The organism is Collimonas sp. GW821-FHT07E08 (assembly GCF_059418905.1).
This window is the reverse complement of record NZ_JBWKQR010000006.1, coordinates 104805-119227: the sequence shown is the minus strand read 5'-3', so window position 1 is coordinate 119227 and position 14423 is coordinate 104805. Positions and strand designations below refer to the sequence as shown.

The following is a 14423-nucleotide window of genomic DNA, read 5'->3' as shown; positions in this document are numbered from 1 at the left end:
GTGATGGCCCGGATAAACCAAGAAAAGCAAAAAAAAAGTCTATGAATAAAGCAAACGAACTTACCTTTCAAGATGACATGGTCCGGCAATTGTTGGCCAATGGCTGGTTGCTCGGTAAAGCCGAACACTACGATCGTGAGCTGGCTTTGTATCCGGAAGATGTGCTCGGATTTGTCAAAGACACGCAAGATGAGCAATGGCAAAAGTTTTGTGCGCTTTACCCCATGGACCCTGAACAAAAATTTCTGGAACGGGTAGCCACGCAACTCAATAAAGCCGACCCGAATGCGGCGAATAAAGAAATGCGCACCTTTGGCACGCTGGGCGTACTACGCCACGAGCTGCGGGATCGCGGTACGCGTTTCTCCCTGTGTCAGTTTGCGCCTGAGCATGATTTGAACCCGGACACCTTGGCGCGCTATCAGCAAAACCGCCTGCGCGTGGTGCCTGAGCTGATATATAGCCCGTGGGCGACAGCGGCGCAATTGGCTGAGACGGGTACCAAAGCCAAGGCATGGCGCATTGATCTGGTGTTGTTTGTGAATGGCATCCCGGTCGCTACGCTGGAGCTGAAATCAGAATTCAAGCAAGCTGTGCATAGTGCAATGACGCAGTATCGCACTACACGCCTGCCGATCGACCCCATCGCCAAAAAGCCAGAACCTTTACTGAGCTTCAAGCGCGGCGCGCTGGTGCACTTTGCCGTGAGTCAGTACGAAGTGTATATGGCGACACGCCTGGAAGGTGACGATACTTATTTCTTGCCATTTAATAAGGGTACGGCTGAGGGCGGCGCAGGCAATGATGTGCCGGAAGTGCTGACGCAATACGCGACAGATTATCTGTGGAATGAAGTCCTATTACCCAAAAACCTGCTGACGATTCTGGCGCGTTATGTGCATTTGCAGATAGAAGAAAAAGAAGACTGGGAAGGCCTCAAATATAAGAAAGAAAGCCTGATTTTCCCGCGTTATCACCAGTGGGATGTGGTGAATAAGCTACTGGCGGCGGCGCGTGCCGAAGGGCCGGGGCAGAAATATCTGATACAGCACAGTGCAGGGTCGGGTAAATCGAATTCCATCGCCTGGGCCGCACATCAACTCTCATCCTTGTATGACGGCAATGGCAATAAGCAGTTTCATTCCGTGATTGTAGTGACGGACCGTACCGTGCTAGACGCGCAGTTACAAGACACCATCGCCCAGTTTGAGCATACCGATGGTGTGGTCGGGCGAATTAACAATCAGGAAGGTGATGGCTCAAAATCAGAAAAACTCGCCAAGGCTCTAGAAAACTCGCAGCCGATTATTATCGTCACGATACAAACCTTTCCATTTGTGCTGAAGGCGATAGAAAATAGCGTCAGCCTGAAAGAACGTAACTACGTTGTGATCGCCGACGAGGCGCATTCTTCACAAACTGGCTCTACAGCAAGGCAGCTTAAAGAAGTGCTGATGGTGGAAGGCGGTGGCGATGATGAAGCCGAGTTGACCACCGACGATATTCTGGATGCCGCAGTGGCTTCGCGCCGCGCCTCGAAAAACCTGAGTTATCTGGCCTTCACCGCCACGCCCAAGACCAAGACTTTAGAGTTGTTCGGCCGCTTGCCACGCCCGCAGGAAGCACCGTCCAAAACCAATAAACCCGCAGCCTTCCATGTGTACAGCATGCGCCAGGCGATTGAGGAGGGTTTTATTCTGGATGTGTTGAAGAACTACACCAATTACAAAGTCGCCTATAACCTGGCGATGAAGATGAAGGATGCCGATCAGGAGGTCGAGAGCAAGCGTGCCAAGGTCAAGCTGAACCAATGGGTGCGCCTGCACGACTACAATATCAGCCAAAAAGTGCAAGTCATCGTCGAGCATTTTAAAACCCATGTGATGGGTTTACTCAACGGCCAAGCCAAGGCGATGGTGGTGACCAGCTCACGCAAAGAGGCAGTGCGTTATAAGCGGGCTTTCGACAACTACATCACAACGCAGGGCTATCAAAAGATCCATGCGATGGTGGCGTTCTCGGGCGAGGTCGAATTTACCGATAAAGATCCAAATTCGGAAGCGATGCTGGGTAACAAGTACACCGAAATGAATATGAACTCGCGGTTAAAAGGGCGCGATATGCGCAAAGCCTTTGACACCGATGATTATCAAGTAATGATTGTGGCGAATAAATTTCAGACTGGCTTCGATCAACCCAAACTATGCGCCATGTATGTCGATAAAAAGCTGGCCGGGGTGGAATGTGTGCAAACCCTGTCACGCCTGAATCGCGTTTACCCAAGCAAGGCAGAGACTGGCACTTTCATACTGGATTTCTTTAACGAACCAGAAGACATCCTCTCCGCCTTCCAGCCTTACTTCCAGACGGCGGAGCTGGCCGATGTATCTGATCCGGATTTGATTTTTGATCTGAACGACAAGCTGCGTGCTTCCGGCATCTTTACCTGGACAGAGGTAGAGCAGTTTTGCGATGCCTTCTTCGTCAAGAGCAAGAGCAATGCAGCGATCGCGAATATCTGCAAACCTGCCGTCGAACGCTGGCAGAAGCGTTATAAGTCAGCAGTAGAGGCCTACAAACACGCTCGTGACATGTTTGAACGCACCAAGAAAACTGCCGATGCAGTTTTGATTGCCAACGCTGAGAACAGTTTAAAAGAGTGCAAGAAAGAAAAGGACGCGCTAGAAATTTTTAAAAAAGATCTAGGTACCTTCGTGCGCTTTTATGAGTTCATGTCGCAGATTGTCGATTACGACGACAAAGACCTGGAAAAACTAAGCCTCTACGCCCGCAACCTACGCCCCATGTTGCGCGAAACCATCGTGGATGAAGATGAGATTGATCTCAGCAGTATTGTGTTAAGCCACTACCGCGTATCGAAAATTCGGCAGCAACATTTGATCATGCAAGAGTCGGATGAGTACAAGCTGGAACCAGGCGATGCCGTAGGCACGGCCAAGGCCAAAGACAAGCAGGTCGAGTTTTTATCGCAAATCGTGTACCGCCTCAACGAGCTATTCGTCACAGATCAACTGACCGAAGCGGATATGGTGAATTACGCCAATACCATCAGCGACAAGGTGCGCGAGAACGAGCTGGTGATGCGCCAGTTACTCTCCAACAGTCCGGAGCAGGCGATGCTGGGCGATTTCCCTAAGGCAGTGGACGATGCCGTTATGGACAGCAGCGCCGCACATCAGAATCAGATGATGCAGCTCTTGTCTGATCCTAGTAAGGCGAAGATGTTTTCTAAGGTTATTTTTGATATTTTGACTCGGGGATCGGAGTATTAATTTTGAGTGCTGATAAAAAACATAAATTATTGCGCATATGAGCGACATTAAGCTATTTCGTCTACAAAATGGTAAAGCCAAAGAGTTCCAAGGGGACACTTCTGGCCTTGAAAAGCCATTGCAAATCCTGATAGAAAACAATCTGGAATCTTTGCTTGGCATTCGCTTTCTGGCAACCGAGTATTCGACCGGTAAAACCCACGCTGGGCGCATCGATACGCTTGGCCTGGATGAGAACCACTGTCCGGTAATTCTTGAATACAAAAGGTCAAGCTCAGAGAATGTGATCAACCAGGGCTTGTTTTACCTGGATTGGTTGATGGATCACCAAGCCGAGTTCAAGTTACTTGTCATGGATAAGCTCGGAAAGCAGGTAGCAGATCTTCTCGATTGGAGCGCTCCGCGCTTGATCTGCATTGCATCCGATTTCACAAAGTATGACGGGCATGCAGTGCAGCAGATTAATCGTCAGATCGAATTGGTGCGTTATCGTTTGTTTGGTTCGGAGCTTCTACTGCTTGAGTCCGCCAATACACCGGTCTCGACGCGTACGACGGCGGGCTCGGATCGACTGGTGACCGCAACCGCTGTTAGAGCACGCAGTTCTGATAAGCATGTAGCTGAGTCGCTACAGGAGCTATCTAGTGAAATGGCCGAGCTTTTGGCTTCGGTGGAAGATTACGTGCTGTCGCTTGGTGACGACGTCCAACGCAAAGAGCTTAAGCTTTATCTTGCGTTCACACGGTTGAAAAATTTTGCCACGATAGTGATTCAAAAGAACCGTTTTTTACTCTTTCTACATCTGGATCCTGATCAGTTGAGTGTCTTACCCGAAAACGCTCGGAACGTGCGTGAGACTGGACATTGGGGTACAGGAGACATCGAGTTGAGTATTGCCAATTCTCACGAGTTCGATCTGGCAAAGCCATTGATTCAAATGGCCTACGAAGGGCGATAGTCGTAATGACTCCAATAATTGATATGACGAGTGGCTTCTAACCACACGATCTTTAGAAAACCATTTATTGGAAGTTGTTGCAAGGCAAGTTCATAACTTACCAACTTGCCCTGAATCCGCAAACTGCGAAATTGGTCAAATACAAATCGGTATCATTTGTCTTGAAAAATAGAAATCCACTAATGCCTTTAAAGAACAAGCCGTCGGCAAGAATTGCGGCGTGCTCAAACGCAATGCCATGGTGAAAAATACATGGATGCAGGGGCAAGTTTTGCAATGACATACTATGTAGTTGACGCAATCATCGAATGCGTTATTGCAAGACTTGACCCCGACACTTTGCTGCCGTTTGATAGCGATAAAACGTGTCGCGGGAAAATCCCATCACCTTGCAGGCACGAGACACATTTCCAAGTTCTGCAGCAAGATTGAGCAGGCCGACCTTGTGCTTGATGACATTCTGAGGAACACTACGCATGGGGTTACTCCTTGGCGCTTACGCGCTGGTTTAATAAAGATTCGCACCTCTATCAAACCGGGTAACCCCACCCTTTGGCAAGGCCTTACTGTCCGATCAAATCGGAACTACTACATATAAATATGGTAAATAAAATTATTTAAGGTTTTTCCTCGCGATTATTTTTTATCGTGATATTAGGTTCCGCATTCGAGAATATTCGAGACATGAGAAGAATAGTTTCAAAATCTCGCGAGTCTTTTCGCGTGCCATAAGTTTGAAGGGATGCAGTTACTTCGTCGATTAATTTATCTGCATTTTTTTTATTTGAAGTATTGTGCAAAATGCGCCTAACTGCATCTCGCCAAAAACTTAATTCCTTCGAATAGTCTGTGATCCGAGCAGAAGCAAGGATTTTCATTTTTCTCCATGCGTTTTCATTTTCGGAGTAACGCTCTGATAGGTCCTCCATTCGCTGCTTAGCTTCCTCTAATTTTTCTTGCAACGTATCGAGGCGTACAAGTATAAAGAAACTTGCGAGACCGACTACCAGTGCACTGATTAGGGAGGGAACGATGTACTTATCCAATATTGCCGGAGGGTGCAGATCTGACGCCGGACTAAGGCTTAATTTTAGTTCATCTGCATTGATACTGCGTATGCTCGTGGCCTCTGCTTCGTTATTAATAGGGATGAGAAGTGTTACTGACTGATGAGGTGGAAAAAGCGATAAATCGATTCTGGTCACATCACCGGCGGATATGATACTAGGTATCGAGCTAATGCGAATTGGCGCCGACGTGGTGAATTGATCTGGCTTAATAGATTTTGGAACTTGCAATTGAAGGCCACTAATCTGTTTGCCTGAATAATTCTCCACTTCAAGTGGGAGAAAGAGTTTCTGATTAATCGATATCCAATGTCCTACTCTTACGTTTCCGTCCTTTACAGAGAAGTATTCGGAAAGTCCATTTAGCGTCATTGCCAAAAAAAAAGTTACGATTGAAGCGGCTACGGTCTCAGCAAGTTTCTTCATAGAGACTCCTCTATTGCGCTAACAAAGTATACGTCTCCAGCGTTGGGATCGAATGCCCCATACTCAATTAACGGACATCCTATAATAGTGATTTCTGTTTCGTCCGCTTTGAGATATGGCGATAGCTCGTCAAAGTCTTGTTTGGTATTAATGTGGAGAGAGAAGTCTCGTCCTGTTGTCTTGTTTGTGAATTTTCCGCTTCGGTGTGCGTATTGACTGCCCCTATCAAGCGAGCGTATTGAGCCGGTGTAGACAACAGGCTCGCCGAGCTCCTTGAGGGATACCACCTTATGAAACCTGTTTGCAAGATCTCGATTAAATGTGAATGTTGTGGAATTTTTCCCAAGAAAAATTAATTCAAAATAGCTGTCACCACTGGCTTTATTTCTAACAATCCCTAAGATTTGATCCAATTCTTTGACTATCGAGCGATCACCGTATCGCCGAATAGTAGCTTTATCTGGTTGATCTACTAAATCTTTGTAAGTTCTTACTTTCAGAATTGCTCTTTCAATTTGAGTTCGGCGCATGGCAAGCTGAAAAGAGATGTCTTTCGATATGGCAACGTCTGCTTTAGCTTGTGCCACCGCATCGTCGATTGGCGCGATAATCCGAGTTAAAATTTCAGCAGCGCGGAGAGTTTCTGATGCAAATTCGAGGATATATCCACCCTCACTGGGGTCCATTACTAAGAACTCAGCGTCTTTATAGTCGGTCTTTTTCAACCTTGCATGTTTATATACATTGCCATACTTTAAATCGAGATAGGCTCTGTCAATCATATTTTGAAGGCGATCCAACGTACTTCCCAAATTTCTTAGGGAAACCCGATGATTCTTCGTTATCGGGCCATCAAAATGAATTTTCATGCGCTCGGCCATAAAATCCCTATTCAGCAGTATTGATATTTATCAAAAATATCGTATTAAGGAGTTGCAAGAAAATTAAAATTTGTCCACAAAAAATAGATATTTCTAACTCTGTCAGATTTTTAGGTAATGGCGACGATTTACTATCTGTTTTTTTATTAATTTCCCGAGATTTCTCCGAATCCCTCTACTCGAGGATATAGTGTGTCGTTCGCAATTGTTGTGAATTAAAAGCCAAAAACAATAGTTTGTCGATTTGCCCCCTTGTCATTTAACCATGACGAGCTTGGAATCTTCTTCATCTGCCGCTGGGTCATTAATCGGCAGAATCAGTGCTTACTCAATAAGTGAACGAGCTCATGTAACTTTTTTGACTACTTCCCAGGTATAGGCCGGAATCAGATGATTGATAGAATTAACGATGTTTTCATTGCTTCCCAGGTAGTTGCCTTTGGCTATCGATCGGCTACATCAACAAACTAGCGAATTTCAATACTATTGATTTGGGCCAGCAGTGTCAGATTTTTCATTGCACCATCTCGTCCATGATGAATCTCGCGATGACAGTTTGGACAGATTGCTGCTATCCAAGATGGAATATCTAATCCGTCATCTGATAATTGGCGAATGTGGTGTGCTTCCAGATACCATTTTCCGTCTTTATTTAAGAATGGCGCCGCCTTCCCGCATGATTCGCAAATACCTTTAGCACGCGCTAAAATATAAGCTTTGACGTCTTCACTCCGCTTGTATACGTTCCTTTTTGAAACCGCCGGCGCAGTGCATACTTTGTTTTCAACGGCGGCGTAAGCACGCTTTCTCATCTCGTCCAGACCGACATTTTCATAGGCAGCGACTTCACTTGATTCATCTTGGAGATGCGCAGTTAGCGCTGATGATGGCGTTAAGTGAAATTGAATTAACTTCCTCGGATTGCCATTCGTATCTGGTCCGATCTTATCGTCGTTGCATCCTGCACACAAAAACGTTCCTTTGAATCTGTAGACTCCACCTTTCTTTGTGGAGGAAAAAAGAAGTAATTCTTTCCCATCTTTGATATGGTTGCGGATCGCACGATTTCCTCTGAGGAACTGCATGGGGCCGATCTGTCCTTCTCCTGTATAGATGAACAAGCCGTTCTCGTCATAGCCATCATGGTAGCCGTGCTGTTCGCCAGCTTCGCTTGTAAAAAGAAAGATATAAGCCGCGTTCGCCGGCGTCGAGATCCCGCCCTGCTGCTGTCCGCCGAATTTCTCGTGGATATCTTTACGGCGGCTATAGAGCTTTTCGAGTTCGAATCCCACGATCTTTTTTCATTCTTGATAATTTCCCATATATTATCTTAAGGCAATTGAATTTATGCAACATTTTGCCGGCAGGCATCAAGAAAGGTTGATGGATGACACAAATCCTTGTGTGTCATTAGATTGGTTTGGGCGATCTAAAGGAATTTAGATATTAAAAAGAAAGATGCGCATGTGAGTCCATAGGACCGTGAGTGATTAGATTCCAACTTACATAAAAGGGAGTTTCATGGAGTTTCTGGAAAATATCCGTAGCGTCACAAGTGTTCCTAATAGCTGGGGATTTATCCTGGCAATTGTTATAGCTCTGGTGCTTGCACTCTATATCTGGCGTCGCACGCAATCGACGTATAGCTTGATGGCTAGATTGTGGCAACTCTTTCATGGGAAGAAAGAGTGCAAAGAAGGGCCAGTACGTGATTTTCTGGACCAACAATCGGCATTGATGCAGTTTCGCTTTACAACAGGAGTTCCTGCGCGAACGTTAAAGCAGGCACGTGAGTTAATTGAGTGGGCGGAAAAAAATAATGAGGATATGGGTGACGTGGCGGCATGCGGCGGCTATTTCGATCTGGAGAGAATCCAACTTAAGGAAGAAGATCAGCTCGCCAAGCGTTGGTTGCTCATTCTCTTGTTCGCTGCAGCGGTAACGTTAGCAGTTGTAAGTGTTGCGTCTTTGATCGGTACTACGTACGACAAGGCGATCCTTCAGATGAAGCAAAGCCGAGTCTTTTTCACGCTTTCGGTCGAATATGCCAAACCAATAAACTCGGATGTAGGCTTAAGTCGCGAGCAGTGCACTGCGGAGAGTACTGTTGTTTCATCCGGATTTAGTCAAGCGGACGCATCCATTGTCTGCAAACTATTCAAAGAGAAATCTCTTGTTCCTTACGTCATTAAGACGGTGCGGGACCAACAGATCGTATTCGCTTTTACCGCTATTACATTCGCTTGGTACTTTTGGGGAACGTTTATGTGGCTTATGCAAGGAGCGAAATCGCGCGAAATGTTCAAGCGCTTACAAAAGCCCCCAGAGCATGAGCCGCTAGCACTGGTATCCAATAATTGATGTTCCTTAGCCGCGAAACACTATTCGGAAATACAGTCTTGAGCAGTATTCGGCGATATGAACGAAGTCAACTAGCGTTAGCGCGTTATGCGCGCAGCACGGACCGGCCGCCCGCCTCAGTTCGTAGTGGTCGCGGCGGTGCACCTACTCCATTTTGTGGCTATCACCAACTCGTTTCCGCTGACAAAGCGGCTGGCATCCAACACCATATAAAAGATCGCTGCTGCCTACTATTTGCAGCTCCGCTCTATCGGTCAAGATTTGGGGCAGAATTTGAGGTTTCGGATCAATGCAACCCGAGATGATTGCGGTGATTAGACGGACTGGATTGACGCGATTTGGTGGCGTTAAAGTCCGCTAAAAAGCTCTTCCACCGTGACACCCAATGCCATAGCCAAAGCTTCTATCGCAGATAGCGAAGGGTTGCGCACCCCTCTTTCAATACCGCTAATATACGTGCGGTCAAAGCCACACATGTCGGCAAATCCCTCCTGAGAAAGACCCTGTTCTTTTCTCAGTTCTCGTACTCGTTCACCGAAGCGTATTGATAAAGATTTCACATAAGCATTAACACATTTTGTTGACTAATCGAACACGGACTAATCGTCACATGCAATAATGTAGACAAATCGTCACATATGAATTTCCCGCGCTATGTAGTGCTGACGGTCATATACAACTCTTTAGTTATGGAACAAGAATAAAAATAAGCAAGACCTTGGCAGCGACCGCATTAACGGTCGCGTCTACTACGACCTGAACACACGAAGCGATAAGGAGCATGGAATGCCACTATTTGCCTTACCAGATCCCCAGGACCTCGCCGACATCATTGCCGATCGCCTGGATGTTTTGTGCGATGAACCTCTCTCGGCAGAGACCCGGGCGCAGGTGATCGACAACTGCATCGCACCAGCGACGCTAATGATCCGAGCTGGTGAAATGATGTGCGCCGCCGGCGAGTTGGAGCAGATGGTCTTCGTCAACCTCATCGGTTCGCTGGTGGCGCAGGCCGAAACCTCGACATGGTTGAACTGACATGAATCCACTCAACGCTTACTTCCCCCTCAAAAACAAAGTAGCGGTGATCACCGGCGCAGCACGCGGCATGGCTTTACACATCGCCGGCGCACTGTCCGCCGCTGAAGCTCGGTTGGCGATTCTGGACGTGCGCGCGCAGGAAGGACATGCCGTCGCCAGGATGCTTGGCGGCGCTCAGGACCGCGCCCGATTCTGGCAACTCGATGTCAGCGACAACAATGCAGTGCGGCGGACGATAGCGGCGGTCGAAGCTTATTTCGGCCGCATCGATATCCTGATCAACAGCGCCGGCGTCCATGCCGACAATGCGTCTGCGCAGGGACTATCGATAAAACAATGGGAAAAAGCGATGCAGGCGAACGTCAACGGCAGCATCTTGTGCAGCAAGCATGTGATCGCTGCGATGGCGCGGGCTGGTGGCGGCTCTATCGTCAATGTGCTGTCGTTATGCGGTATGGACGGTGAGCGGCAGGAAGCCGCTGATCATGCGGCAAAGGCGGCGCTGCGCATGGCGAACATGAATGCGATCCGCTACGCCGCGCATAACATCCGCGTCAATTCCATTTATCCCGGTGTAGCGCGGCCGCCGGCACTGGCGGCGGCCAAGCGTAAGCAAGGCGACCTGACGCAGGCGCTGACCGACACCGCTGAATTGCGGATGATGACGAACCGGGGCGCGGCCACGGATGTAGCTGCAGGGATTTTATATCTGGTGTCGGATGCGAGCCGCTTTGTCAGCGGCAGTGAGCTGGTGATTGATGCCGGGTACGGTGGGTGGTGATGCATCGGAATCCTGCCTACCCCTGGACTGTGCTGACGCTGTCTGCACAATTGCAGCCGGCTACGGTGTTTGGTTGGGAGCAACTTATGAGCAGTTACAGCGGAGCCTGAAAATTTCGGCCTCGATCGGCGAGACAAACTGCAACAGGCCAGTTCGATTTCCGGGCCTGACCTAAGTGGCTTCGATCCAGCTACTGTCATTGCTAAATCGATGGGGCCGCACTACGAGCGATAAACCAAAATCAGAAATATAGTCGGTTCCTTGTTTTTCTTCATGCAGCAGACGGATTCTTGCCTGGTTTGTTTAATGGTGTTTCAGTACACGCAATATCTTCATCCATGCGCCATTGCGTAAGTAACGTCGCGCCGGCGGAATCGTGCGAAAGGCAAAATATGCCGAAATAGTGATATCGGGCGCCAACGTCGACAAGATAAGGCATTCCGTATTGCAGGGGCTTTGGTTCTGCCAGTATCTTTCCAGCTTGCCAGGTCTCGCCGTATTTGACACATTGGTCTGCGCTGGCCGGCAGTGGCCGCGAACCACGATCTCCAGAAATATGCCAAGCGATTTTACCCTGCATGGGTACCACGGTAACGGATCGCTGCCTTGTTCCTTTATCTTCACCAGTCATTGCGGTCGAAAAGAAACAAGGAGCGTCGTCCTTCAGAATGACCTGTGTCGTTAATTCATAGATTGCTGGCGCATCATAACCGCCAGACATTGCACCAGATTGGCTTGACATAGCAGAACCAATGACAAGCAAAATACAGGCAATCTGACGTTGCAGAAAACTGCGAAAAGGCATTTTTCAATCCTCAATATGAGTTGTTGTCGGCAACAGCGAAGTAACCGCGCTATCGTAATCCTTCGTCAAACAGTGTTTTTGCAAGTGAGCTTAGTGGATGAACGTTGAGTTTTTATTTACCGAACATGCGTTGCCATATCGACGGCTTGTCTGCATCATTTAATGGTTTATCCGTACATTTATAGCCACCCTCAGCCCACGTCGTCAGTACCGGCTCACCCTGAGCGGTACGAGAGAGGCAAAACGTAACCCGGAAACGTGCAGTTGAACCGATGTCGGCAAAATACGGTACGCCATCCTGCAATGGCATAGGTTCTTTGACTGTCACGCCTGTGCGCCAAGCCGCGCCATATTTAACGCATCGATCAATATTGGACGGGACTTGTTCCGTGCCGTGATCTTCATCGATGTACCACACAGTCTGTCCCCGATTGATGCTGACCATAATGGTCTGTCCGAATTTCGGAGGTTTTTCGTTTGCCATTGTCGCAAAAAAACAGGGCACGCCATCTTTCATGACGACTTGAGCGTCGGCGTCGTAAGGCTTCGAAGTCGCGTCGGAATTACCTGAACAGCAAAGACCGATAAATAGCATGCAGGTCGTTAAGCTATGTCGGGTATGCAGGCGGCGAGACAGGTTCATGACGTTCAATCCGAGTAGTGGTGGGAAGCAAAGAAGCATCTGATGGGTTCCTCAGAAAATCGGCGAGAATAATTTGCAAGAATGGCAGATCTGCGACACGTTTACGATGTGCATCAACTCTCACTCTGGATAAATATACTGCGTCGAAATAGTGTGAAATCAAATCGCCTTGTTGCTCCATATTAAAATCCTGCAATGCTCTGTCAGGATTTGAGGTTGCCTCATATCGATATGCGCGTGCGGTGTCTTGGCCGGCGTCAAATTGATAGCCGCCCTTGAGTAGGATCTTGAAGCCAGCCCACTTTAACCAGTATCCCAACTGATACTGCCAAACATGCGTCATCTCATGAATGAACCAAATTTTGTAAATATCGCTTTCCGCTGAGTAATCGGATTTATAGTAGTCATTTGGGAAATACATCTCACCATTTGGCGTTATTGCGTTGGCGCCAGCGCCGGGTATGTATGCCCCGCTGTGTACTTTGACTTTTGAGTAATCAACCGAGTCGCGAAACATCAGTTGGGCCATGGCAATTTCACCTGTCGTCAGCGGTCGCACTTTTTCTTTAACGACATGTTCTGTCACGGAAGAACCGACATTGTCTGCGTTGGTCTGGATTCCTTCTAACTTCACGTCGATACTCTCTTCATGTAGATCGCCGGCATTGTCCGCTTGCTTTGCACAGCAAAATATTCGCCTTGGCGTCAAATGAGCGCTGGTAATGAAGCGGCGCTCGTCACTTTCGATACGCGCTGTTTTACCTTCCGCATCGGTAATGCCCTTAATCTTTTTACCGTCATCAAGTGTCAATGTATACGCCATGCCGTCAAGTGCAGCACCCGAGCCAAGCAGAAATTTAATCTGCTCATCGTAGCGCGTTGGGTTCATGGCCTGTCCGCCTGATGCAGGCGATCGGTCAGCACTCGCCGCGCCAAAACCCGCGCCGTTCAATCCTGGGCTTGCCTGGAAGCTGGAAACCAAAGCACACCCGCATTCACTGACATGCCCATCCAAAGCCACCGGCACACCCATCACCCGGTACGACGGACATCCTTCAATAATCTGATTGACCCCATGCAGCGGACAATCGACCAAGTCCCCAATGCGTGCAACCGCCCTGCCAAGCACCTTATTTGCAGGCGAGCCTGTCATCACTTGCCCGCCAAGTACGTTTTGGTCGCCGGCCCGTATGATTCCTTTTCCAAGCACCATCATTTGTCTCTCCTCATTCCTCTTCCCGCGCGGCGAAGTTCCATTGCCTGAATTCCGGGTCATAGATCGCGATCTGATTGATAGGCAAGTCGTCCGTATGCGCCACTGTTTCCGGAAGGCAGGCGGTGGCTTGTGCCAATTCTTGGTCTAGGCGGTGCTGGTCCCATTGGCGATTGATGACTTCCAGCGTGTCGGCAAAGGCAAACAGGCCGGCGTCTGCGCGTACCTGGAGATAGGTGTCGTAGATTTTTTCATCGACGGTCAGCTCAAACGGCAGGCGGCTGAAATCGGCGGCGACAGTTTGCTGGTGCGCGATCTTTACCGGAGCGCCTTTGCGCATGACCAGGCGATGATCGGCTGCGGCGTAGCCGGTCAGGAAGAGGAAGCGGAGTTCGCCGTCAATGGCGTGGGCGTCGCGAAAATCGAAGTCGTTGGCGTGTACATTGTGACAAATCCTGGCTGGCGGCGTGGAGGCATAGGCGCCTTCTATCATCGCGTCCAGGCGTGAAAAATAACCGCAAAACGCTTTCTCGTTGCCGGAAAGGTAGAGGCACAGCGCTTCGGCATGACCCGGCGAGCCTCGCCTGGGGGCATATGAGGCCGTAAGCCAAAAGGGAGGGCTGGCATGGATGATGTGGTGACAGCTGCGGTGCGGGTCGGTGTTCAGCATGGGTCTTCAATCAAGGAACTGCTTCAGACGAATGACGGGTATTGCTTGGCGGTCCGCCGAATACCTGGCGACGATGTGGTTTGTCAGCCCGTATAATATTGTTTTTTGATTAATGTTTCAATATTGGCACGTAACATTCCGAATGAAAGCAACTGTTGGCCAAAATCGATGCGGTGCGGACAAGTCTTCCAAATCCCTATTAAAACGTAGGGTACAAGGATACTTACTGTTGACCTCGAGGCATCAAGGGATTACACTAAGTCTGCCGATTCCCTACTTTAATA

13 protein-coding genes and 1 pseudogene are annotated in these 14423 nt (G+C 48.6%); 5 read left to right on the top strand and 9 right to left on the bottom strand.

Translation table 11 applies throughout. The features are described from left to right. Nucleotides 1–41: 41 nt before the first annotated feature. Complete coding sequence (locus tag AC07RZ_RS09590) at nucleotides 42–3293, top strand: type I restriction endonuclease subunit R (RefSeq protein WP_494667792.1); 3252 nt, start codon at nucleotides 42–44, stop codon at nucleotides 3291–3293. 37 nt (nucleotides 3294–3330) lie between these two features. After that, entirely contained in the window at nucleotides 3331–4251 is a 921-nt protein-coding gene (locus tag AC07RZ_RS09585; protein WP_494667791.1) for a DUF5655 domain-containing protein, read from the top strand. A 349-nt stretch (nucleotides 4252–4600) separates the two neighbouring features. Here AC07RZ_RS09585 and AC07RZ_RS09580 read toward each other — a convergent pair. The 4 genes and pseudogenes from AC07RZ_RS09580 to AC07RZ_RS09565 all read right to left on the bottom strand — a co-directional run. Then, nucleotides 4601–4729: pseudogene (locus tag AC07RZ_RS09580) on the bottom strand (helix-turn-helix domain-containing protein); the annotation flags it as partial. Between the two features lie 139 nt (nucleotides 4730–4868). Beyond that, entirely contained in the window at nucleotides 4869–5744 is an 876-nt protein-coding gene (locus tag AC07RZ_RS09575; RefSeq protein WP_494667790.1) for a hypothetical protein, read from the bottom strand. Next, a complete protein-coding gene (locus tag AC07RZ_RS09570) occupies nucleotides 5741–6613 on the bottom strand; it encodes a hypothetical protein (RefSeq protein ID WP_494667789.1) in 873 nt (290 codons plus the stop codon). The genes AC07RZ_RS09575 and AC07RZ_RS09570 overlap by 4 nt, the downstream gene beginning before the upstream one ends. Nucleotides 6614–7092: 479 nt before the next feature. Continuing rightward, nucleotides 7093–7917 (bottom strand): SRA domain-containing endonuclease, encoded by an 825-nt coding sequence (locus tag AC07RZ_RS09565; protein WP_494667788.1) that lies wholly within the window; start codon nucleotides 7915–7917, stop codon nucleotides 7093–7095. A 229-nt stretch (nucleotides 7918–8146) separates the two neighbouring features. Here AC07RZ_RS09565 and AC07RZ_RS09560 point away from each other — a divergent pair, with 229 nt between their 5' ends. Beyond that, entirely contained in the window at nucleotides 8147–8986 is an 840-nt protein-coding gene (locus AC07RZ_RS09560) for a DUF6216 family protein (RefSeq protein WP_494667787.1), read from the top strand. Between the two features lie 347 nt (nucleotides 8987–9333). Here the strand turns inward: AC07RZ_RS09560 and AC07RZ_RS09555 are convergent, their stop codons facing one another. Next, the gene (locus AC07RZ_RS09555; RefSeq protein ID WP_494667786.1) at nucleotides 9334–9546 is read right to left on the bottom strand and encodes a helix-turn-helix domain-containing protein; all 213 of its coding nucleotides are present in this window, start codon (nucleotides 9544–9546) and stop codon (nucleotides 9334–9336) included. 226 nt (nucleotides 9547–9772) lie between these two features. Here AC07RZ_RS09555 and AC07RZ_RS09550 point away from each other — a divergent pair, with 226 nt between their 5' ends. Continuing rightward, nucleotides 9773–10024 carry a hypothetical protein gene (locus AC07RZ_RS09550; RefSeq protein ID WP_494667785.1) on the top strand — a complete coding sequence of 84 codons (252 nt, stop codon included), beginning with the start codon at nucleotides 9773–9775 and terminating at the stop codon, nucleotides 10022–10024. Between the two features lies 1 nt (nucleotide 10025). Next, nucleotides 10026–10808, top strand: a complete 783-nt coding sequence (locus AC07RZ_RS09545) for an SDR family NAD(P)-dependent oxidoreductase (RefSeq protein WP_494667784.1) — start codon at nucleotides 10026–10028, stop codon at nucleotides 10806–10808. 271 nt (nucleotides 10809–11079) lie between these two features. Here AC07RZ_RS09545 and AC07RZ_RS09540 read toward each other — a convergent pair whose 3' ends face one another. The 4 genes from AC07RZ_RS09540 to AC07RZ_RS09525 form a co-directional block, all read right to left on the bottom strand. Then, nucleotides 11080–11613, bottom strand: coding sequence for a hypothetical protein (locus AC07RZ_RS09540; RefSeq protein ID WP_494667783.1), 534 nt, complete (start codon nucleotides 11611–11613; stop codon nucleotides 11080–11082). Between the two features lie 112 nt (nucleotides 11614–11725). After that, nucleotides 11726–12256 carry a hypothetical protein gene (locus AC07RZ_RS09535; protein WP_494667782.1) on the bottom strand — a complete coding sequence of 177 codons (531 nt, stop codon included), beginning with the start codon at nucleotides 12254–12256 and terminating at the stop codon, nucleotides 11726–11728. Next, on the bottom strand, nucleotides 12222–13472 hold the full coding sequence (locus tag AC07RZ_RS09530) for a PAAR domain-containing protein (RefSeq protein WP_494667781.1): 1251 nt from the start codon (nucleotides 13470–13472) through the stop codon (nucleotides 12222–12224). Before AC07RZ_RS09530 ends, AC07RZ_RS09535 begins: the two co-directional genes overlap by 35 nt. 10 nt (nucleotides 13473–13482) lie before the next feature. Continuing rightward, nucleotides 13483–14139, bottom strand: coding sequence for a hypothetical protein (locus tag AC07RZ_RS09525; protein WP_494667780.1), 657 nt, complete (start codon nucleotides 14137–14139; stop codon nucleotides 13483–13485). Between the last annotated feature and the right edge of the window lie 284 nt (nucleotides 14140–14423).

Excerpts from the sequence above, each read along its gene's own strand:
- AC07RZ_RS09590 (WP_494667792.1), top strand. The coding sequence starts at position 42 with ATGAATAAAGCAAACGAACTTACCTTTCAAGATGACATGGTCCGGCAA.
- AC07RZ_RS09585 (WP_494667791.1), top strand. The coding sequence starts at position 3,331 with ATGAGCGACATTAAGCTATTTCGTCTACAAAATGGTAAAGCCAAAGAG.
- AC07RZ_RS09575 (WP_494667790.1), bottom strand. The coding sequence starts at position 5,744 with ATGAAGAAACTTGCTGAGACCGTAGCCGCTTCAATCGTAACTTTTTTT.
- AC07RZ_RS09570 (WP_494667789.1), bottom strand. The coding sequence starts at position 6,613 with ATGAAAATTCATTTTGATGGCCCGATAACGAAGAATCATCGGGTTTCC.
- AC07RZ_RS09560 (WP_494667787.1), top strand. The coding sequence starts at position 8,147 with ATGGAGTTTCTGGAAAATATCCGTAGCGTCACAAGTGTTCCTAATAGC.
- AC07RZ_RS09550 (WP_494667785.1), top strand. The coding sequence starts at position 9,773 with ATGCCACTATTTGCCTTACCAGATCCCCAGGACCTCGCCGACATCATT.
- AC07RZ_RS09545 (WP_494667784.1), top strand. The coding sequence starts at position 10,026 with ATGAATCCACTCAACGCTTACTTCCCCCTCAAAAACAAAGTAGCGGTG.
- AC07RZ_RS09540 (WP_494667783.1), bottom strand. The coding sequence starts at position 11,613 with ATGCCTTTTCGCAGTTTTCTGCAACGTCAGATTGCCTGTATTTTGCTT.
- AC07RZ_RS09535 (WP_494667782.1), bottom strand. The coding sequence starts at position 12,256 with ATGAACCTGTCTCGCCGCCTGCATACCCGACATAGCTTAACGACCTGC.
- AC07RZ_RS09530 (WP_494667781.1), bottom strand. The coding sequence starts at position 13,472 with ATGATGGTGCTTGGAAAAGGAATCATACGGGCCGGCGACCAAAACGTA.
- AC07RZ_RS09525 (WP_494667780.1), bottom strand. The coding sequence starts at position 14,139 with ATGCTGAACACCGACCCGCACCGCAGCTGTCACCACATCATCCATGCC.